This is a genomic window from Methylobacterium nodulans ORS 2060, from assembly GCF_000022085.1.
In the GTDB taxonomy this organism is placed as follows: domain Bacteria; phylum Pseudomonadota; class Alphaproteobacteria; order Rhizobiales; family Beijerinckiaceae; genus Methylobacterium; species Methylobacterium nodulans.
In genome coordinates, this window is the sequence record NC_011894.1 from 3,604,918 (window position 1) to 3,622,866 (window position 17,949).

15 protein-coding genes and 3 pseudogenes are annotated in these 17,949 nt (G+C 67.2%); 10 read left to right on the forward strand and 8 right to left on the reverse strand.

What is annotated here, in order from left to right:
- Nucleotides 1-464: 464 nt before the first annotated feature.
- Nucleotides 465-558 (forward strand): annotated as a pseudogene (locus MNOD_RS49110) (NAD(P)H:quinone oxidoreductase); the annotation flags it as partial.
- Here the strand turns inward: MNOD_RS49110 and selD are convergent.
- The 3 genes from selD to MNOD_RS16475 are packed head-to-tail and all read right to left on the reverse strand — an operon-like array spanning nucleotide 521 to nucleotide 3,485.
- A complete protein-coding gene (gene selD, locus MNOD_RS16465) occupies nucleotides 521-1,600 on the reverse strand; it encodes a selenide, water dikinase SelD (RefSeq protein WP_015930059.1) in 1,080 nt (359 codons plus the stop codon). The pseudogene MNOD_RS49110 and the gene selD sit on opposite strands and share 38 nt — an antisense overlap.
- Complete coding sequence (locus MNOD_RS16470; RefSeq protein ID WP_198157610.1) at nucleotides 1,597-2,430, reverse strand: TIGR01459 family HAD-type hydrolase; 834 nt, start codon at nucleotides 2,428-2,430, stop codon at nucleotides 1,597-1,599. Before MNOD_RS16470 ends, selD begins: the two co-directional genes overlap by 4 nt.
- A 14-nt stretch (nucleotides 2,431-2,444) precedes the next feature.
- Nucleotides 2,445-3,485 (reverse strand): radical SAM/SPASM domain-containing protein, encoded by a 1,041-nt coding sequence (locus MNOD_RS16475; protein ID WP_015930061.1) that lies wholly within the window; start codon nucleotides 3,483-3,485, stop codon nucleotides 2,445-2,447.
- 95 nt (nucleotides 3,486-3,580) lie between these two features.
- Here MNOD_RS16475 and MNOD_RS41520 point away from each other — a divergent pair, with 95 nt between their 5' ends.
- The 6 genes and pseudogenes from MNOD_RS41520 to MNOD_RS49115 form a co-directional block, all read left to right on the forward strand.
- On the forward strand, nucleotides 3,581-4,402 hold the full coding sequence (locus tag MNOD_RS41520) for a class I SAM-dependent methyltransferase (RefSeq protein ID WP_015930062.1): 822 nt from the start codon (nucleotides 3,581-3,583) through the stop codon (nucleotides 4,400-4,402).
- A gap of 144 nt (nucleotides 4,403-4,546) precedes the next feature.
- The gene (locus tag MNOD_RS16485; protein WP_015930063.1) at nucleotides 4,547-5,434 is read left to right on the forward strand and encodes a putative selenate ABC transporter substrate-binding protein; all 888 of its coding nucleotides are present in this window, start codon (nucleotides 4,547-4,549) and stop codon (nucleotides 5,432-5,434) included.
- An 11-nt stretch (nucleotides 5,435-5,445) separates the two neighbouring features.
- Nucleotides 5,446-6,126, forward strand: a complete 681-nt coding sequence (locus MNOD_RS16490; RefSeq protein ID WP_015930064.1) for an ATP-binding cassette domain-containing protein — start codon at nucleotides 5,446-5,448, stop codon at nucleotides 6,124-6,126.
- Nucleotides 6,123-7,742 (forward strand): PhnE/PtxC family ABC transporter permease, encoded by a 1,620-nt coding sequence (locus MNOD_RS16495; RefSeq protein WP_015930065.1) that lies wholly within the window; start codon nucleotides 6,123-6,125, stop codon nucleotides 7,740-7,742. Before MNOD_RS16490 ends, MNOD_RS16495 begins: the two co-directional genes overlap by 4 nt.
- Nucleotides 7,703-8,365 carry a hypothetical protein gene (locus MNOD_RS16500; protein WP_015930066.1) on the forward strand — a complete coding sequence of 221 codons (663 nt, stop codon included), beginning with the start codon at nucleotides 7,703-7,705 and terminating at the stop codon, nucleotides 8,363-8,365. Before MNOD_RS16495 ends, MNOD_RS16500 begins: the two co-directional genes overlap by 40 nt.
- A 540-nt stretch (nucleotides 8,366-8,905) precedes the next feature.
- Nucleotides 8,906-9,090: pseudogene (locus MNOD_RS49115) on the forward strand (hypothetical protein); the annotation flags it as partial.
- A 127-nt stretch (nucleotides 9,091-9,217) separates the two neighbouring features.
- Here MNOD_RS49115 and MNOD_RS16505 read toward each other — a convergent pair.
- The 4 genes from MNOD_RS16505 to MNOD_RS16520 all read right to left on the reverse strand — a co-directional run bounded on the left by MNOD_RS16505 (nucleotide 9,218) and on the right by MNOD_RS16520 (nucleotide 15,162).
- Nucleotides 9,218-10,690: a methyl-accepting chemotaxis protein gene (locus tag MNOD_RS16505; RefSeq protein WP_015930067.1), complete on the reverse strand. Its 1,473-nt coding sequence runs from the start codon at nucleotides 10,688-10,690 to the stop codon at nucleotides 9,218-9,220.
- Nucleotides 10,687-11,040, reverse strand: a complete 354-nt coding sequence (locus tag MNOD_RS16510) for a hypothetical protein (RefSeq protein ID WP_015930068.1) — start codon at nucleotides 11,038-11,040, stop codon at nucleotides 10,687-10,689. The genes MNOD_RS16505 and MNOD_RS16510 overlap by 4 nt, the downstream gene beginning before the upstream one ends.
- 290 nt (nucleotides 11,041-11,330) lie before the next feature.
- A complete protein-coding gene (locus MNOD_RS16515; RefSeq protein WP_015930069.1) occupies nucleotides 11,331-13,715 on the reverse strand; it encodes a sensor domain-containing diguanylate cyclase in 2,385 nt (794 codons plus the stop codon).
- A gap of 694 nt (nucleotides 13,716-14,409) precedes the next feature.
- Nucleotides 14,410-15,162 carry a tetratricopeptide repeat protein gene (locus MNOD_RS16520; RefSeq protein WP_043748856.1) on the reverse strand — a complete coding sequence of 251 codons (753 nt, stop codon included), beginning with the start codon at nucleotides 15,160-15,162 and terminating at the stop codon, nucleotides 14,410-14,412.
- A 434-nt stretch (nucleotides 15,163-15,596) separates the two neighbouring features.
- Between MNOD_RS16520 and MNOD_RS16525 the strand changes: the two are divergent.
- Nucleotides 15,597-16,436, forward strand: a pseudogene (locus MNOD_RS16525) (IS3 family transposase); the annotation flags it as partial.
- A 3-nt stretch (nucleotides 16,437-16,439) separates the two neighbouring features.
- On the opposite strand, the gene MNOD_RS50665 reads toward MNOD_RS16525, so the two are convergent.
- A complete protein-coding gene (locus MNOD_RS50665; protein WP_015930072.1) occupies nucleotides 16,440-16,730 on the reverse strand; it encodes a hypothetical protein in 291 nt (96 codons plus the stop codon).
- Nucleotides 16,731-16,913: 183 nt separating this feature from the next.
- Here MNOD_RS50665 and MNOD_RS49125 point away from each other — a divergent pair, with 183 nt between their 5' ends.
- Together MNOD_RS49125 and MNOD_RS43455 are read left to right on the forward strand one after the other, a co-directional pair.
- A complete protein-coding gene (locus MNOD_RS49125) occupies nucleotides 16,914-17,483 on the forward strand; it encodes a hypothetical protein (RefSeq protein WP_244424751.1) in 570 nt (189 codons plus the stop codon).
- 19 nt (nucleotides 17,484-17,502) lie between these two features.
- A complete protein-coding gene (locus tag MNOD_RS43455; RefSeq protein ID WP_015930074.1) occupies nucleotides 17,503-17,796 on the forward strand; it encodes a hypothetical protein in 294 nt (97 codons plus the stop codon).
- Nucleotides 17,797-17,949: the final 153 nt, after the last annotated feature.

Genomic DNA, 17,949 nt, shown 5'->3' on the forward strand with positions numbered 1-17,949 from the left:
CACCACGCTAAAGGCTTTATGGAAAGGCTTGGCGAAAATTCGAGAACCAAACCAACGGTCCATTTCAAGGCCCGTTGGGATCAGTCAGCAACTCGATCTGATTGAGGTCACGCCGATTTTCTCGCGCTGAGGCGCACGCTTGGAGGCGTTGTCACGGGAAGTGGAGTGCGGTCACAGGAACAGCAGGTCGTGTCTTTTCTCAGGCCGCTGTGGTCGCCATCTGCCACGCGTCCAACGCCTCAGCCCTAAATTGGCGCAGTGTGCGGCGGGAAATTAGATGACGTTGAATGTAGAACGCGTTCTGCACTGCGGCATGCATTGCGAGAAGTCGCTGGGCGTGGAGCCGGAGCATAAGGCCAAGCACATGGGCATCCGTGTCCTGTGACGTGCCCCGCCGTCCCCTCGGGACACGGTCCGGGGCGACTGGTTGCCCACGGAGTCGACGACCGTTTCAGGAGGCTTCGTTGGCCAAGGTGTTGGTTCCCTCCTACTCCAGCTACAGCCATATCGAGCAGATGGCCTACGCCGTCGCCGAGGGCGCCCGGTCCGTGGGTGCCTCGACGCGAAGCCCCGCCGGCCCCGCCTCGACCCGTCCGACGATCGCCGCGGCCGGGTAGCCGACGGTACGGATCCGGTCGCGGATCGCCGCGGCGCTTCGCTCCGCGCAGGCGATCAGCAGGCCGCCCGATGTCTGAGGGTCGGTGAGCAGGTGCCGGCGCCAGTCGGGGAAGCCCTCCGGCAGGGAGACGTCGCCGCCGAAGGCGCTCCAGTTGCGGTGCGAGGCCCCGGTCACAAAACCGTCGCGCGCCAGCGTCTCGGCCTGGGTCAGCAGGGGGACCACCCCAGCCTCGATCACCACCCGCAGGCCGGCGCCCCGGGCGAGTTCGAGACCGTGGCCGATGATCCCGAACCCGGTGACATCGGTCATGGCATGAATGTCCGCGTCCGCTGCCAGATCGGCGCCGACCCGGTTCAGCAGCGTCGTCGTCGCGACAAACTCGGCGTAGCCGTCCTCACCGAGACCGCTCCGCTTGATCGCCGCCGAGTAGACGCCGACGCCCACCGGCTTCGTGAGGATCAGGCGATCGCCGGCGCGCGCGTCGCTGTTGCGGCGCACCTGCTCCCGCCGGCAGGTGCCGATCACTGCGAGCCCGTAGATCGGCTCGGGTGTGTCGATCGAGTGCCCGCCCGCGATCGGGATGCCGGCCTCGGCGCAGAGGCTCGCCCCGCCGTCGAGGATCCGGGCGACGATCTCGGGCGGAAGCTTGCCCACCGGCACGCCGAGAATGGCAAGCGCCAAGAGGGGGCGTCCGCCCATCGCATAGACGTCCGAGATCGCGTTCGTCGCGGCGATGCGCCCAAAATCGTACGGATCGTCCACCATCGGGGTGAAGAAATCAGTGGTGGCGATGAGGCAGGTGCCATCGTCGAGCGCCCAGACGGCGGCGTCGTCGGCGGTCTCGTTGCCGACGAGGAGCCGGTCGAATGCGCCGGAAGCGGGCTGGCGCGCGAGTAGGCTGCGCAGGATCGCCGGATCGAGCTTGCAGCCGCAGCCGCCCCCGTGGGCGAGGCTGGTAAGGCGGACCGGTTCGGCGTTCATGGTTCCTCCGCTTGCATGCTGTGATCGAGCGCGGCCTCCCAGCGCAGGGTGGGCAGGCTGTAGAGACGTCCCGGCGCGTCGGGCAGCGGAAACGCGCCGTCCGGATCGGGCCCCACGTGGAGCGCCGCAAACCCCTGCGAGAGCGCCCCGGCGAGGTCGAGGGCCGGCGTGTCGCCGAGCCCGAGGACCTCGTCGGACCGGAACGAGCGCCCGGCTGTCTCGGCGGCGACCGCGAGGGCGTGCCGGTAGATGAAGGCGCCGGGCTTTCCGGTCTCGACCGCGACACCGCCGAGGGCGCGGTAGCGCGCGGCGACGAGGCCGGCGAAGCGCAGGGTCCTGGCGCCGACCGTGGCCTGCAGGTCGGGATTCGTGCACAACAGGAGCAGGCCGCGGGAAACCGCGTCGCGCAGGCACGCGTCGAGTTCGTGGTCCTCGTCCGGATAGCCGGTGCAGGCGATGAGGTCCGGTTCCTCGCCGCCGGTCGCGAGCCGGCAGGGCAGTCCCTCGAACAGGATGCGGTCCGACTCCGTCCCGAGATGAAGCACGGTCCCGGGCTCCTGCTCGCGCAGGAAAGCGCGGGCGACATCGCCCGCGCTGACAATCCCGTCGCAGACCTCCGCGATGCCCTTCGCGGCGAGACGCCGGGCGAGGTGCGGTCCTGGATCGGGCGCGTTCGAGGCCAGGATCACGGTTCCGCCTGCAGCCCGATGGGCCCGCAGGGCCGCGAGCGCCTCAGGGAAGACGCGCGTCGCGTCGTGCAGCACGCCGAACACGTCGCAGAGCAGGAGCGGGTAGCGGTCCGACAGGCCGCGCAGACCGGGAACCGGCACCAGCCCACCCATCGTCAGACCCGCGCCTGGACGATGGTGGTGCAGGCGCTCTCGAGCTTCGGCAGGTCGCGGGAGGCCGCCATCGTGACGGCGAGCGTCCGATCCTCCCCCCGCACGACGGGGCAGTAGGGATCGACCTGATCGAGCTTCCCCATCAGCCGGCGGCGCCCAGCGCAGCCGCCGTGGCAGGTGGCCTCGTGGACGCAGCCGCGGCAGGGCTCCGGCAGCGCGCGGGCCGCCACGAAAGGATCGGTCGCCGTGATGGCGGGACCCACGTCGAGGAGCGCGTCGAGCCCCTGCCCGGCCCCGCCCCAGTAGACGCAGGGCTGCACGGTGCCCCGGGGCGTCACCCGCACAGTGCCGGCGCCACAGCCGCCGCGGCGGGGCGGCAGCCCGGCCATGGCTCGTACGAGCGGCTCGCCGATTGCGATCACGTCGGTCTCGGCGAAGAGCTGCGCGAAGCCGTCCCAGTACTCCTCGTAGGTGAGCGCGAAGGCGTCGCTGCGCACGGCCTGGTAGACGTTGATCCGCAGCGGCGCGTCGAAGCGCGCAGCGATCGCCGCGATCTCGTGCAGGCGGTCGTAGTTCGTGCGCATCATCACCGCAATGAAGGTCACGCCGACCCCGAGCCGACGGCAGCGGGCCGCCTGCTCCATCACGAGGTCCCAGTTGCCGGGTCCCCGCTGCGCGTCCTGCTCCTCACGCGTCGGATAATCGATCGAGAACTCGACATCCGCGAAGGCCTGGACTGCTTGATCGTCACTCACCGCGATGGAATGGCCGTTCGACGTGATGGTGAGCTTGAGGGGCTGGTCCCGCAGGAGATCCACGAACTCCGCGAAGCGCGGATGCATACCGTTCTCGCCCGTGCCGAGATTGACCGAGCGCACCGGCAGGCGGTCGAGCACGGCGCGGACCTGCGCCACGTCGAGCCGGTCGACGCGGCTCGGATCGCGGTAGCAGAAGCTGCAGGCGAGATTGCACTCGTTCGTCAACCCGAGGCCGAGCGCGAAGCCCGCGTCGGGAGCGGAGGGACTTGCCGGAACAGCCGCCATTCGGTCCTTCTCGTGCGCTTGAGGCCGGCAGGCGTCCGCGACGTCCGCCGCGTGTCAGCCTAGCATTGTCTCCCTTCGCGCGGAGGACCCTTCCGGTGACAGCCGATCTCGAGCCGGACCAGCAGGCGGCCCGCTGGAACGATCACGTTTGCGTGTATGAGAGCGTGTTCGAGCCCTTCACGAACCGCTTCGCGGAGCGTGCGATCGAGGCACTCCTGCCAACACCCGGGACGCGCTGCCTCGACGTCGCAGCCGGAACGGGTGGCGCAGCCCTCCGGCTGGCGGCGAGGGGCGCCGAGGTCCTTGCCGTCGACGCGGCGCCCGCCATGTGCGCACGCATCTGCACCCGGGCCGCCTCGCTCGGCCTGCCTGTTACCGCCGCTGCCATGGACGCCGAGAGGCTGGCGCTGCCCGACCATATCGCCTCGGCGGCGCTGTCGATCTTCGGCATCATCCTGTGCCCAGACCCGGCCCGGGCGCTGCGCGAGATGGCCCGCGTCGTCCGGCCAGGGGGACAAATCGCCCTCGTCACCTGGACGGAGCCGCAGCACTACGAACTCGCGGCGCGCCTGATCGCCGCGAGCGCCGCTGTGCGCGGCACCCCGGCCCGGCCGGCCTCCCTCCCCGCCCAGCTGCGCTTCCGTGAGGAAGCCGCGTTCCGGGGCCTGTTCGCGGCGGCCGGCCTCACCGGCGAGCGGGTCGAGCGGATCGAGGCGCCGCTGCAGGCCCCGTCCGCACGCTGGCTTGCCGCGCGCCTCGCCTTCGCGCCCGGTATGGCGGCGATGCTCGCTGGCCAAGGCGAGGAGCGGGAGGCGGTCCTGGCCCGCTTCGTTGCGGAGCTCGAACGCGATTCCGGCACCGGCCCGGTCGCCTTGCGCGCGGTCGCCTTCCTGGGGGCGGCGCGGTGTCCCGGCTGAACCGATGCGCCCGCGTGTAACCGGAGGTGCGGACCCGCCGAATGAAGGGCGACGCGGCCGAAGCCTCGCAGGAACGCCCGATGGCATCGCCCGGGATTTCCGCTACGCTCGGAAGCGGACGGCGCGTCAGGCGGAGGGCGTCGGATGGTCGGGACGGCAAGCAGACGCTCGGTTCTGATCGGCCTTGGGTCGAGCCTCGCGGCGGGACACGCGCGTGCGCAAGCGAGCACGAAACCGCCCTTTGTGTTCACCGGCATTCCGGATCAGGACGAGAGCCGGCTGGTCGAGCGCTTCGGCAAGGTCGCGACCTACCTTGAGGACACGCTCGGCACGCCGGTGCGCTACATCCCGGTGAAGAGCTACCCGGCGGCGGTCACCGCCTTCACCAATGGGCAGGTGCAGCTCGCGTGGTTCGGCGGCTTCACGGGCGTGCAGGCGCGCAAGGCCAATCCGGGTGCGCAGGCGATCGCCCAGGGCGCCGAGGACGCCGCGTTCAAGACCTACTTCATCGCCAATGCCCAGGCTGGCTTGACCCGATCCAATGCCTTTCCCAAGGGAATCGAAGGCAAGACCTTCACCTTCGGCTCGCGGGCCTCGACATCCGGACGGCTGATGCCGGAGCACTTCATCCGCGAGGCCTTCCCCGGCAAGACGCCGGAGGAGATCTTCGCCCGGGTTGGATTCTCGGGCGACCACAGCCGCACGATCCAGCTCGTGCAGTCCGGCGCCTTCGAGGTCGGCGCCCTCGACTACGCAGTCTTCGACCTCGACAGCAAGGCCGGCAAGGTCGACCCGAAGCGTGTGCAGGTCATCTGGGAGAGCCCGCCCTATCCGGACTACCAGTGGACCGTGCGCGGCAACATCGACGCGATCTACGGTGCGGGCTTCACCGAGCGGCTCCGGGCGGCGCTCCTCGGCATCACGGATCCGGCCATCCTCGCACCCTTCGGGCGCTCGCGCTTCATCCCGGTGTCGAACGACGCCTACCTCCCCATCGAGCGGGTGGGGAAGTCGACTGGCCTCCTCGACTGACCGCGGGCGAGATGCGCGGCGCGGCGGAACCCGAGATCGTGCTGTCGGGCGCGACCGCGGCCTACGAGGGACGGCCGGTCCTGTTCGGCATCGATCTCACCATCCGGGCCGGCGAGCGGATCGCCGTGCTGGGTCGGTCGGGCGCCGGCAAGTCCACGCTGCTCGGGCTGCTCCACGCCGCCGCCCGAGACCGTGTCGCGCTGATCCCGCAGGCGAGCGCGCTCGTGCGCACGCTCTCGGTGTTCCACAACGTCTACATGGGCCGGCTCGACCGGCGCACGACCTTTCACAACCTGCGCACCCTCGCGCTGCCCGCCCGGGCCGACCTGGACGAGGTCGCGGAGGTGCTGGGGCGTGTTGGACTCGCCGACAAGCTGCGGGCCAAGGCGGGCGAATTGTCGGGTGGGCAGCAGCAGCGCGTCTCCGTGGCGCGGGCGCTTTATAATGGGCGGCCGATCCTGATCGGGGACGAGCCGGTCTCCGCCCTCGACCGCACGCAGGGCGCGCGCATCCTCGACCACCTCGCCGCGCAGCACGGGACCCTGGTGCTGGCGCTGCACGACGTGGCGCTGGCCCTGCGGCACACGGACCGGATCCTGGTGCTCGATGCGGGCCACCTCGTGCTCGACGCGGCCGCCCGTGACCTCGACGAGGCGGCACTCCGGCCCTTCTACGCGGCGGCGCCCCGATGATCGCGCGCCGGCGCTCGACCTGGGGCTACGCCGCGGTGAGCCGCTGGTTCCTGCTCCTCGCCGCCGCTGCGCTGCTGACCGCGGATCTCGGGGTGGCGAGCCTCCACCCCTGGGCCGACCTCCGGCGGCTCGTAAGCGGGCTCGTCCGTCCCGACTTCCTGACCGTCGAGATCCGGAGCATCGCGTACACGGTCGCCTTCGGCTTCCTCGGGATCGCGCTCGGCGCCGGGCTCGGCTTCGTGCTGGCGATCCCGTATCCGCGCTTCCGCCTCGTGCGCCTCGCCTGCGCGGGCGTGCGTGCCGTGCACGAACTGTTTTGGGCGCTCCTGTTGATGCAGGTCTTCGGCCTCTCGGCCACGACCGGCATCCTGGCGATCGGGCTGCCCTATGCGGGCATCTGCGCGAAGGTCTACGCTGAGATCCTCGAAGAGGCCGACCTCTCGGCCCTGCGCGTCTTGCCGCGCGGCACGGGCGCGGTGTCGGCCTTCGCCTATGCGCGGCTCCCGGAGGTCGCGGCGGCGTTCCGGCACTACACCCTCTACCGTTTCGAATGCGCCCTGCGCTCGACGCTGGTGCTCGGCTTCATCGGCCTGCCGACACTCGGCTTCTACCTCGATTCGGCGTTCCGCCAGGGCCGCTACGCGGAAGCGGGCGCGCTCTTGCTGATCGTCTACGCGCTCGTCGGCACGCGGCGCCTGTGGGTGCGGCCCGCGACGGTGCCGGTCCTCCTCGTCGGCAGCCTGCTCGTGCTTCCGAGCACGGTCGGTTCCACGGAGGTCTCGGCTAATCTCGTGCGCTTCCTCACGCACGACATCGTGCCGGCACCGCTGCGCGGCGCGGATCTCGCCGATCCGCAGACCTGGACGCGTCTCGCCACCTGGCTCGAGCCGATCGTGCTGCGCCAGATCCTTCCCGGTGCGGCGCAGACCTTGGTGCTCGCCCAGATCGCCCTCGTCGCGACGGGGCTTGGGGCGCTCCTGCTCTTTCCCCTCGTCTCACGCCGGTTCGCCGGACGGATGGGGCAACCGCTCGGCCGCGCGCTCCTCGTCGTGGTCCGCTCCACCCCTGAATACATGCTGGCCTATCTGCTCCTGCAGGTCCTCGGCCCGTCGATGCTGCCGGCGATCCTGGCCCTGACGATCCACAATGCCGGGATCATCGGGTACCTGATGGGACGCCACGCCGACGCGCTCCCCTACCGGGCTGACGCCCCCTCGGGGCTCAACCTCTACGCCTACGAGACGGTGCCGCGTCTCTACGGCCAGTTCCTCGCCTACCTGCTCTACCGCTGGGAATTGATCCTGCGCGAGAGCGCGATCTTCGGCATCCTCGGCGTCGCGACGCTCGGCTTCTATGTCGACGCGGCGATCGCGGAACTGCGCCTTGACGTGGCTGTGGTCCTGATCCTGGCCTCGGCGCTGCTGGCGATGGCCGTCGACGCCCTGTCGCGCGGGCTGCGCCGATCGCTGCGCCTCACCTCGCTGCCGACCCGGCTCTCCGAACCGGTGCGCTCCCTCCAGACTGGGACCACCTGCCCGGCACCCGACGAAGCCCCCTGGACGCAAGGACGAGGACGATGCGGACCGATCCCTTCTCCGACACGTGGCAGTTCCTGATCGCCGCGCAGGACGACCAACTCGCCCTCGGCCCGTGGCGCTGGATCCTGGTCGGCCTATTCGTGCTCCTGCTGCTTGGCAGCCTGATGGTCGCGGCACGCGAGTGGATCGTCGATCCCGCCCAGCGCACCGGCCGCGACCTTGTCATGTGGCTGGTTCGCACCGCCGTCGGCGGCATGTGGTTCCAGGCCATCTTCTGGAAGCTCCCACTCTTCACTACCAACAACGGACTCCACTACTGGACGTCACAGGAGGTGAAGTACGCCGCCTTCCAGATCCATCGGGATCTCGTGGCGCAGGTGCTGCTGCCGACGCCACAGTTCTACGTCCTGAACGTGGTGGTGTTCGCGACCGAGCTGGCCTTCGCGATCTCGCTGATGCTCGGAATCGGGGTCCGCGTGGCCGGTGCCATCGGCGTGCTGTTCCTGGCCCAGCTCTGGCTTGGCCTGTACCAACACCCGCAGGAATGGCCGTGGACCTACATCTTCCTCGGCGGCCTGATGGGCCTGTTCAGTGTCTGCGGTGCGGGACGCAGCCTCGGCCTCGACGCCGCGCTTCGCCGAGAGTATCCGCTTACAATGACGAATGACGTAATGAGGGCTTTCGTTCGACTCGCCACCTGACAGCATTCGATGAGTGTCTCACCTTCAGATTGGCCCAGAGAACAATGGGACGAGCTTCGTACGGCAGGATCGACTCGAAAATTCGCCCACAATCGACCGCCATCGCAGCGTTCGGAGGTCGCAATAGTGCAGACTATTGTTTTATCTCTCGACAGAAACAAGCCGGTTTCGAGTGCCGGCCCGAGCGGGACGGATCTGACGCGGCGGAGGGCCAGCTTCGGAAGCCTCCAAGGAAGGAAACCGCGGGACGACGTGCTGCGCGTGCCGATCACTCCATCTGCATTGCCAAGCGCCCCTACCGCGGAATCGATTTACTTCTGTGACACAATGCGGCCGTCGGCTCAGCGCCCGAAGAGGGTCGACATCGGACCGCTCGACAGGTTCCGCCCAAAAGAGAAGCCCGTGGCCGCGGCGGCGGGCGAGTGCGGAACGGCAGACCGTATCCGAGAATCTGAGGCGGCCGGAATCCCTGTGAGGATCGGCGGAGGGTGAGGCTTGGCGGCTCTCGTGCGCGGACTCGCGCGCGGGTAGCGTCCCGGCATGGCCGACTCACCAACTCTTGACGCCCCTCCCCCACCGTCCTGGAATGGAGCCGCGGGCTCGCCAGGCTGTCACCGGGCCAGCCGCCATGCCCCGGGTTCAGGCCGGACGAATAGGTCGAGACCCTCGCGACCTGCCGGCGCTTCGTGGACGACTTCGGGCCTGAGGCCGATCGGCTCGGCTGGGTCGATGATGCTGTACGGCGTGGACCCAACAACGAGAGCGAGCCGCGAGCAACGCTGCCTTGAGCCGTTGAGCGGCTTGGCCATCGAGCCTAACCGGGGCAGGGTGCGGATCTTCGCCAAGAGGACCTCAGGCCGCGCGCACGGTGGCCAGGAAGCGAGAGACCTCGGCAGACAGATATCCGGACTGGCGCGAGAGCTCACCGGCTGCACCCAGCACTTGGGTTGCGGCCGCGCCCGCCTCCTCCGCCGCACTCGCCACGCCCGCGATGTTGCTCGTCACTTCGCTGGTGCCGGTCGAGGCTTGAGAGATGTTGCGCACGATCTCCTGCGTGGCAGCACCCTGCTGCTCCACCGCCGCCGCGATTGCGGTTGCTACCGTGCTGATCTCCTGTATGCGCGCCGTAATGCCGTCGATGGCCGCCACCGCCTGACCGGTCGAGCCCTGGACGCGGCCGATCTGGCCGGTGATCTCCTGGGTGGCCCGGGCGGTCTGGTTGGCGAGTTCCTTCACCTCGGCCGCCACCACCGCGAAGCCGCGCCCCGCCTCGCCGGCCCGCGCTGCCTCGATCGTCGCGTTGAGCGCGAGCAGGTTCGTCTGGCCGGCGATCGAGGAGATCAGGCCCACCACGTCGCCGATTTTCGCGACGGCCTCGTTCAGTTCGCGCACAAGACCGCTGGTCTGATCGGCTTCCGCCACGGCCCGCTGCGCCAGGCTGGCGGAGCCCGCGACTTGGCGTCCGATCTCCTGGACGGAGGCGCCGAGCTCCTCCGCCGCGGCTGCGACCGCCCCGACGTTCCCGGCTGCCTCGCCCGCTGCTGCCGCCACCGTGGCGGAGCGGTCGGCGGTGTGGCCGGCGGTCCCGGACATGGCCTGGGCCGCGGTCTGAAGCTCGGCAGCCGCTGCCGTGACCTTGTCGACAATGCCACCCACCGCCCCCTCGAACATCTCCGCCATCCGCAGGATGCCCTGCCGACGAGCGAGGTCCGCGCTGGTGCGCGCCGCAGCGGTCTCCTGCTCCAGGTCGCGCATGCGCACCATCCGCGCCTGCGCCTCGCGCTCCGAGGCCGCTAACACTGCGAACGTCTGCGCGATGGTGCGGCAGATCCAGATCAGGACACCGGCCTCGATCGCCACGATCACGGCATGCAGCACCACTCGCCCAAGCTCGCTGCCGGCGCTGCCGCTCGGGAACACCAAGGCCGGGAGGACGACGTCGAGGACGAGATGATGCGCCGCCGTCGCGCCGGCGGCGATCAGGATGATGCGCCAGTCGCACCAGCCCGCCAGCACCGCCAGGCAGGCGAAGAAGTACATGTGGAGGTCGAGCTGCCAGGGATGGCCAGCGCTCGCGTAGAGCAGCACCGCAGCCATTCCAACGAGAGCGACCCCGCTTGCGGCTCGGGTCGCGGGTCCGATCGGGTCTCGCCACCAGAACAGGGTAGCGGCGCATGCCAGGAGCGCGGTAGCCGCCACGGGCCCACCAGCGAGGCCGCCGGAGCCGGCGAGGAGCGGCACCGCTGCGGCGACCGGCAGGTGGGCCCACAGCAGGCAGACGAGGAACCGGGCGAAGGAGCGGCGAAAGGCGTCGAGGTCGGTCATCGGGGATCTGCTGCCAGAGAGAGGGACGGCGCGGAGCGTTTTGTCGGATCAGGGATGGAAGGGCCGCAGCCGCCAGCCACGATCGGGTCGAGAACCAGCCAAGCGCCGGCCCCGTAGAGCCGCTGAACAAAACCCGCCTCGTCGGAGCGCGCGACGATCAGGCCAGCTGCGCTTGCCCGTATGATCTCGCCCCTCGCAGCCGCGACGATCCGGGTGGTCTCGGCGGTGCTGCCGCCGGGCCGGCCCAGCACCGCGACTGCCTCGGAGCGCGGAGCGGCGAGAACCAGCAAGGGTGCCACGAGCATCAGGATAAGGCCGGCGGCGCACGGAAGACGAGCAGTGATGCCCATGGCAGGTGGAAGCCCGAGTGGACCGGTTCTCTGATTGTCATAGGAAGGATGAAGCTTCCAAGTCGTAAATGCGCTGAGATGAAGTTCTGGTATGACCTGTCACTGTGCGCATCCATCTCGCTGAGAGCTAGTTGACCGATTTTGGATCTGGTAGCGCTTCGAGGTGGACCGGTTAGCGGGTCCGAATGGAACGCCGAACCCGCCAGATGCCGGTTGCACCGCTACATCTATCTCAAGGGGCTGGCCTTACGCTCGGACCGGCTGGCGCATGGGCGGCGCGAAGCCCACGGTTACGCCACCAATCCTGGCTTGCCGGGTTCATCCTGGATGCCGTGCGTAAATTGCGAGAACCGCTCGATCGGGGCTGGCCGTCCCATCAGGTAGCCTTGGGCTGCGTCGCAGTTCTCGGCAGCGAGGAAGCGCAGCTCCGCATCCGTCTCCACACCTTCCGCAAGGACAGGCAGCCCAAGGCCACGGCCGAGGCCTAGGACGGAACGCACAATCGCTGCCGTCTGCTCGTTCGTGTCCACCGCCCGGATGAAAGAGGGATCGATCTTGATCTTGTCGAAGGGAAACGAGCGCAGATTCGACAGCGACGAATAGCCGGTGCCGAAATCATCCATGGCAATATGGACCCCGAGCGCCTTCACCTGACGCAGGGTCGACAGGGCACGGACGGGATCGCGGATCAAGGCCGTCTCGGTGATCTCGATCTCGAGCCGATCCGGCTTCAAACCGGTCTGGAGGAGCACCTCGTGCACGAGCTGCACGAAATGCGGCGCGTGGATCTGAACGGCCGAGACGTTGACCGCCACCGCGAGCGGGTTCGGCCAGCTTGCAGCGTCCCGACAGGCCTGGCGCAGGACCCATTCGCCGATCTGCAGGATCGCGCCGCTCTCCTCCGCGATCGGAATGAAGACAGCGGGCGAAACGGCACCGCGCTCGGGGTGGTGCCAGCGTAGGAGCACCTCGAAGCCGATGACTTCGCCCGTCTCGACCTGCGTCTGCGGCTGGTAGACGAGGTGCATTTCGCCCCGCGCGACGGCGTGGCGCAGCTCGTGTTCCAGGATCCGCCGGTCGCGAACCTGGACACCCATCTTGTGCTCGAAGAACCGGTAGGTGCCCCGCCCTTCGGACTTTGCCCGATAGAGAGCCGTATCGGCGTGGCTCAGCAGGACGTCCCGCTCGCTCGCATCATCCGGATAGAGCGCGATGCCAATGCTGGTAGCGACGAGCGGGCCGGCTGCGTCCGCGTTCTCGCTGCGCAACGCCTCCAGGATGCGCTCGGCGAGATGTCCCGCAGTTATGGCGTGATCGCAGGCGGCCAGGACCGCAAACTCGTCCCCACCGAGACGGGCCATCATCTGCGTCTCGCCGAGGATACCTGTGACGACGCGTGCGACGTTCACCAACATCGCATCGCCAGCCGCATGGCCGAACAGGTCGTTGACTTCCTTGAAGCGATCGAGATCCAGGCAGAGCACGGCGAGCTTCCGACCGGTTGCCTCGGCGAGCTTCAGCTCCAGGTCGAGCCGCTGGGTGAAGCTCGTCCGGTTGGCCAGACCCGTGAGTGCATCGTGGTGGGCGAGAAACTGGATCCGGCCTTCGGCCTGCCGCCTGGCCCTGAGATCTCGCACGGCAACGGCAAAGTGGGGGCGGCGACCGTAGGTAACCGGCCGCATGATCACCTCGACCGGGATCATTTCGCCCTCGGCTCCGCGCAACTCCGTTTCGATCAGCTGCTCCGATTGGCGGGTCAAAGCGAGACGCGTTGCTGGATCAGGCAGAAAGCGTGAAAGACTGGACTCGGCCACGGCGGTGGCCGCGATGCCGACGAGCCGGCCGAAGCTGTCATTGGCACTGACGATGATGTCATCCCGACACACAACGAGACCTTCGACGGCCGCGTTCGCGAGGCTGCGCAGGCGCTCGCTCTCCACGATGGTTCTCCGGTCGCGGATGTCGAGGGCCAGGGCGCCGCCAGCGAGGAGCAGGATGGCACCACTTGCGAGCGCGACCGCCACAGCGAGCCAACGCGAGGGCACGGCGGTCTCAGAGATCGCGATGCTCGGATCGGGCACGATCGTCAAGGCCCCCATCGCGATGAAGTGGAGGCTGCAGATGGCGCCGAGCAGCAACAGGGCGCCTGCGGTCTGGCTCCGGACGCCGTGTGGTCCCAGGGCGACCGGCAGAGCCGCGCCGCCAAGGAGCGCGCCGAGCACGAGCGAGGCGGCAACGAGGGTGGGATCCCAGATGATGCGGCCGGCGATCTCGAAAGCAGCCATGCCGGTGTAGTGCATGGCCGCGATGCCGCTTCCGAGGATCAGGCCTCCGAGCCCTGCCGTGAACGGGATTCTCCGCAGCAAGGTGACCGCAAGCCCGAGGCCGGTCAGCACGACTGCATAGGCAAGTGAGCGAACGGTGAGGCCGATATCGTAGCCGCTCGGCAGTCCCGGCTCGAAGGCCAGCATGGCAATGAAATGGGTCGCCCAGATACCAGAACCGCCTGCGACGGCCGCGACGCAGACCCAGGCAAACCGCAACCACCGCGTGGTCCTGCATGCGTGGTGCAGAAGGCCGACGGTCGTGATCGCGGCGAGCGTGCAGATGGCGGCCGCGAGGGCAACCAGCCACAGATCATGTGCGCCGACGAAGCAACCAACGACCTTGAGCATAGAACCCACCGATCAATGTGCCAGTGAATTCATCCTAAATCAGGCATCTCGGAATATATTCTTAATGCTGAGCTCGCTTCAGAAACGTAGTTATGGATTCGTAAAAAAATTATGTCGCGCCCAACTGGACTCTTATGAATAGAAGCCGCCGAATACTCCGCCGAACCGAGCTGCTGCTTACCCAGGTGGCTCGCGAGAATTAGGGGCCTCTCGCCCAGAAGCAGAGGGTTTAATCGCCTGAGAACCCAATACGCGCGTGGCCGTCATCTCAGGGTCGAAGCGGCGTCGGGACATCCTGATGGCGTTCGATGCCGGCGCTGTGTGCTCTAGAGCCGCGCCCGTTTCGATTGAAACAGCCACGGCCCCCAAGTCTTTGATTTTTCGCTCTCCCTTGCGCCGAACCGGCATCCACTTCGGCGGGGAGCGCTCCAGTCGCCATGCCCGGCCGCAACCCTCGCCCCGCTTACGACGAGAACGGCGGGGAGATCCCGCCGGCAGTTGGGGAGCTGCGTGCGGAGGGCGACACCGCCGCGGCAATCACCTGCCACGGGTGCGGCCACTACGCGATCATCAGCACCGAGCGCTTCCCGGCTGAGCTGCCGTTCCCTGACAACGCGCTCCCGCTGCGCTGCTCGGCCTGCGAATCTTCAAGACTTCCACGACGGCGAAGATGGCGACCAGTTCCAGCCAATGGTTAAGAGCTATCGTCTCGAGTCTCGGCGCTCCACCCCGAGAACACCATGCACCCCCGATCTCTAACACAGTCGGACACCGCCCCTCGAAACGTATTGTTGTCGATCCCGTCGGGCTCACCCCGGTACAATTTTTTGTCTCGCAAATTCCACTGCGTATTCTTGATGAATTGCGAGTCTGCCCGGTCAAACGCTGCATGATAATCCTGAAGCGCTCGATCTATGTCGCCTACCGCTCGCCAAACCTCGGCCCGCTGAATGTAAGCCGCCGGCCGATGCGGCACCAGCCGGATCACCTCATCAAAATCACGCAGAGCCAAGTCGTTTTTCTGAGCTTTCCCGTACAGACGGCCCCGCCGAAAGAAAACATAGGGGTCCTGGGGGCTGAGGGTAATTGCCTGATCGAAGTAACTCATGGCCCGCCCCCAGTCTCGTTCGGCGACGATTTCTCCTAGCCTTACCAGGTAGAAGGGCTTGCATTGCGTGCTCAGTTGCACAGCATGCTCGTGATCGCGGACGGCCGCTGCCCATCCATCCGTGCTGGATTTCCAGAAATTTGATCGCTGGGCGTACGCATACGCCAACGCCTCCGGGTCCGCCGTTCCGCGCTCGATCAGACGATTGGCTGCCCTGATAACATTGCCGACGCTCGCACTCAGCAGCATCTGCATGTAATCATCGTCATCAACTTTGCTGGTAAAGCGTTTCTGGTGGATTGTGTTGATGTAATCGGCAATGTGCATTTCCTGGGCCACTGCACCGCTCATCTATGATGACAGCACGAAGCCAAGCCACAAGCCTATAATTCCCCATCGACCCCGCCTCAGCATATCAGCTCCAGAACACTGTGAATCCAGCTGCCGCTACTGTGAGGAGAGCCGAGCACACCAAATTCATGGTCCAACTTGTGCGTGAGGTCTTCAGCGGGCGCTGCAGCCGCAGCACCAGCTCAATCAGCCTCCTCACTCAAGCGCTAAAGCTCGCTGCGGCCCATCCCCTGATAGAATCAGCGAAATCCGCTCCGCGCAAGGGCCGTGGGTAATTGCCTGGAACGTGAGTTCGATAGCGTTGCAGGTGCGATGGAGAGATGCCGATCAAGCAGCCAGTCCCGGCATGTCACTACTTACTCGGCCATGGCGAGCTTAGCGTTTGTAGCAGCACGCCGTATTTCCAAATATAAGCCACCTCTGCCTGCCGCGCGCTCGGTCAGCACCGCTCGAAGCAGCGCAAGGTGCCGCGGGGCCGCGCCGACGAGGCGGCGCTCGTCGCTGATCTCATCGAGCTGGCCCGCCAGTACGGGCGTTACGGCTACCGCAAGATCGCCGCGCTGTTGCGGGCAGCCGGGTGGCTGGTCAACGACAAGCGGGTCGAGCGGATCTGGCGGCAGGAGGGCCTGAAGGGGCCCGCCCGGCAGCCCAAAAAGGGCCGGCTGTGGGACAAAGACGGCTCCTGCCTGCGGCTGCGGCCCGAGCACCGCAACCACGTTTGGTCGGATGACTTCGTCGAGGCGCGCACCCACGATGGACGCAAGTTCCGCCTGCTCAACGTCCTCGACGAGTTCATGCACGAGAGCCTGGCCATCCGGGTGGCTCGCAAGCTCAAGGCAGCGGACGTGATCGACGTGCTCTCGGACCTGTTCATCCTGCGTGGCGTGCCCACGCATCTTCGGTCCGACAATGGACCTGAGTTCGTCGCGAAGTCTGTCCAGAAATGGATCACGGCGGTGGGTGCCAAGACCGCGTACATCACGCCGGGCTCACCCTGGGAGAATGGTTATATCGAGAGCTTCAACGCTCGCCTGAGGGACGAGCTACTGAATGGGGAGATCTTCTACACCTTACGCGAAGCCCAGATCATCATCGAGAGTTGGAGGAGACATTACAACGGCGTGCGCCCGCATGCCTCATTGGGGTACCGGCCGCCGGCTCCAGAGGTGTTCGTGCCCGCCGTGACCGCTTGGCCGGCTGCGCTCGCCCGACCGGCTTCGCCGGCCAAGCTACCCGTGGTGGACAGGCCAACCGTCCACTAACATTCAAACCGGACCACCGCGTGGGGGCTGATCAACCTCGAGCCGCTCCGCAAGAGCGGCCTTCCTTTGCCTTACTGGATTGCCTCTCGCGCGCGTGAGGCGACGCGCTACGTAAGGCAGGGCTTGGCGCTCCAGCCCGACCAAGCGGGCCGCTTCAGCCCGGCTCAGGCCCTCCAGAGCATTGGCGATCGCCAGCATGCGCGTGGCGGTGCGCCGGTTGCGCTCGCGGCGCGCCAGGCGCCGCAGGTCGTCGCTACTCACCAGATCGCGCCGGATCATCAGGGCTGCGCCCATCGCGTCCTCCCGCCAGCCGCGGGCAGCAGGGAATCACAACCACGCTTCAGCCCACAACCGGGAGAGTCCCTTCATCCGCTCGCCGGTATAAATCATTAACAATGTTTGTTGATGAGAAATATTTCAACATGCAAACGCGGGGAGCAGCTGCATGCTGAAAAACACGGGAGGAATTGGTTGGCCATGAAGCCCCATCTGAATCCAGACACCGTGCAATGTATGACGCCGCGCGGCGGCCTGCAGGCGGCCGAATATGAAGATCGCGGCTATGGCTATCTAAATATTTTAAGAAACTCAGTCTGCTATATTGATAGTGCGACCGGGGATTGTCTTACCAGTTTCTCGTATCCCAGCCATCGGGATGCCGAGCTACAGCTGAGCTTTTTCAGGCAGGCATGTCAGGACGCAAAACGCCGCCGATCCTCCGATCTCGTGCAGCCTGGGGCGGAGTTTTCAGAACAGAGGCCGGCGATGAGCGAGCCAAAGAACGAAAAGCCGGCTCCAGAGATGAATAAGGCCGAGAGTGTCTTCTTCCAGTTCGCCCACGCCCTCTTCACTGGGGCGGTGTCGGCCGACAGCCTCCAGGGTCAAGCCCCTCTTGCCCCCAAGCCCTGGCAGATCCTGGACATCAGCTTTCCCCGCCCGATCGTCCGGATGACCTTCTTCTCGGAGCGGCGGGCCCGCGCCACCTGCGAGACCATGAACGCCAAGGCCCGCCGCGAGCGGTTCAAGGTGGCGTGGATGGGCGCTTGAGCCCTCTGAACCGTCCGAAGTGAAAGACAGCCGGCGCGGCCTGCGCCACACAGAGGCCGTGGCGCTGCCCGTCTCTCCTGTCAGGGACAGCGCCATCAGCGGGCCGGGTGCGAGCTACGGGCGCCCGGCCCGCTGCCATCCCCAAGCACGCGCGTCGTCCTCCAGCGTCGGCATGCCCGACACCCGCACCATCGGCGAGTTCTACAAGCTCAAGCACGTCACGGACGAGCAGCTCGACGCGGCCGTCGCGGAGTACCTGAACGACCCCTGCCGGGCATGCGCGAGATCGCGGACGAGATCAGCCCAAACGTAGTCACGGCCGTAGCACGGAAGAGGTCTAACCTGTGAGGCCAGAGGCCAGCGGAACCCTCGCAAGAGCTGCCGGAAGGTAGGGCGGCAGCGACCGAAGCGGCTTGCGAGAATCGAACCGGGTCGCGGAGGGTGACGCGGTACTGGAGAGGGGTAT

Coding starts and splice junctions, on each gene's coding strand:
- MNOD_RS16495 (WP_015930065.1), top strand. CDS start 6,123: ATGATCGCGCGCCGGCGCTCGACCTGGGGCTACGCCGCGGTGAGCCGC.
- selD (WP_015930059.1), bottom strand. CDS start 1,600: ATGAACGCCGAACCGGTCCGCCTTACCAGCCTCGCCCACGGGGGCGGC.
- MNOD_RS16505 (WP_015930067.1), bottom strand. CDS start 10,690: ATGACCGACCTCGACGCCTTTCGCCGCTCCTTCGCCCGGTTCCTCGTC.
- MNOD_RS16475 (WP_015930061.1), bottom strand. CDS start 3,485: ATGGCGGCTGTTCCGGCAAGTCCCTCCGCTCCCGACGCGGGCTTCGCG.
- MNOD_RS16490 (WP_015930064.1), top strand. CDS start 5,446: ATGCGCGGCGCGGCGGAACCCGAGATCGTGCTGTCGGGCGCGACCGCG.
- MNOD_RS16510 (WP_015930068.1), bottom strand. CDS start 11,040: ATGGGCATCACTGCTCGTCTTCCGTGCGCCGCCGGCCTTATCCTGATG.
- MNOD_RS16485 (WP_015930063.1), top strand. CDS start 4,547: ATGGTCGGGACGGCAAGCAGACGCTCGGTTCTGATCGGCCTTGGGTCG.
- MNOD_RS16500 (WP_015930066.1), top strand. CDS start 7,703: ATGCGGACCGATCCCTTCTCCGACACGTGGCAGTTCCTGATCGCCGCG.
- MNOD_RS16515 (WP_015930069.1), bottom strand. CDS start 13,715: ATGCTCAAGGTCGTTGGTTGCTTCGTCGGCGCACATGATCTGTGGCTG.
- MNOD_RS50665 (WP_015930072.1), bottom strand. CDS start 16,730: ATGGGCGCAGCCCTGATGATCCGGCGCGATCTGGTGAGTAGCGACGAC.
- MNOD_RS49125 (WP_244424751.1), top strand. CDS start 16,914: ATGAAGCCCCATCTGAATCCAGACACCGTGCAATGTATGACGCCGCGC.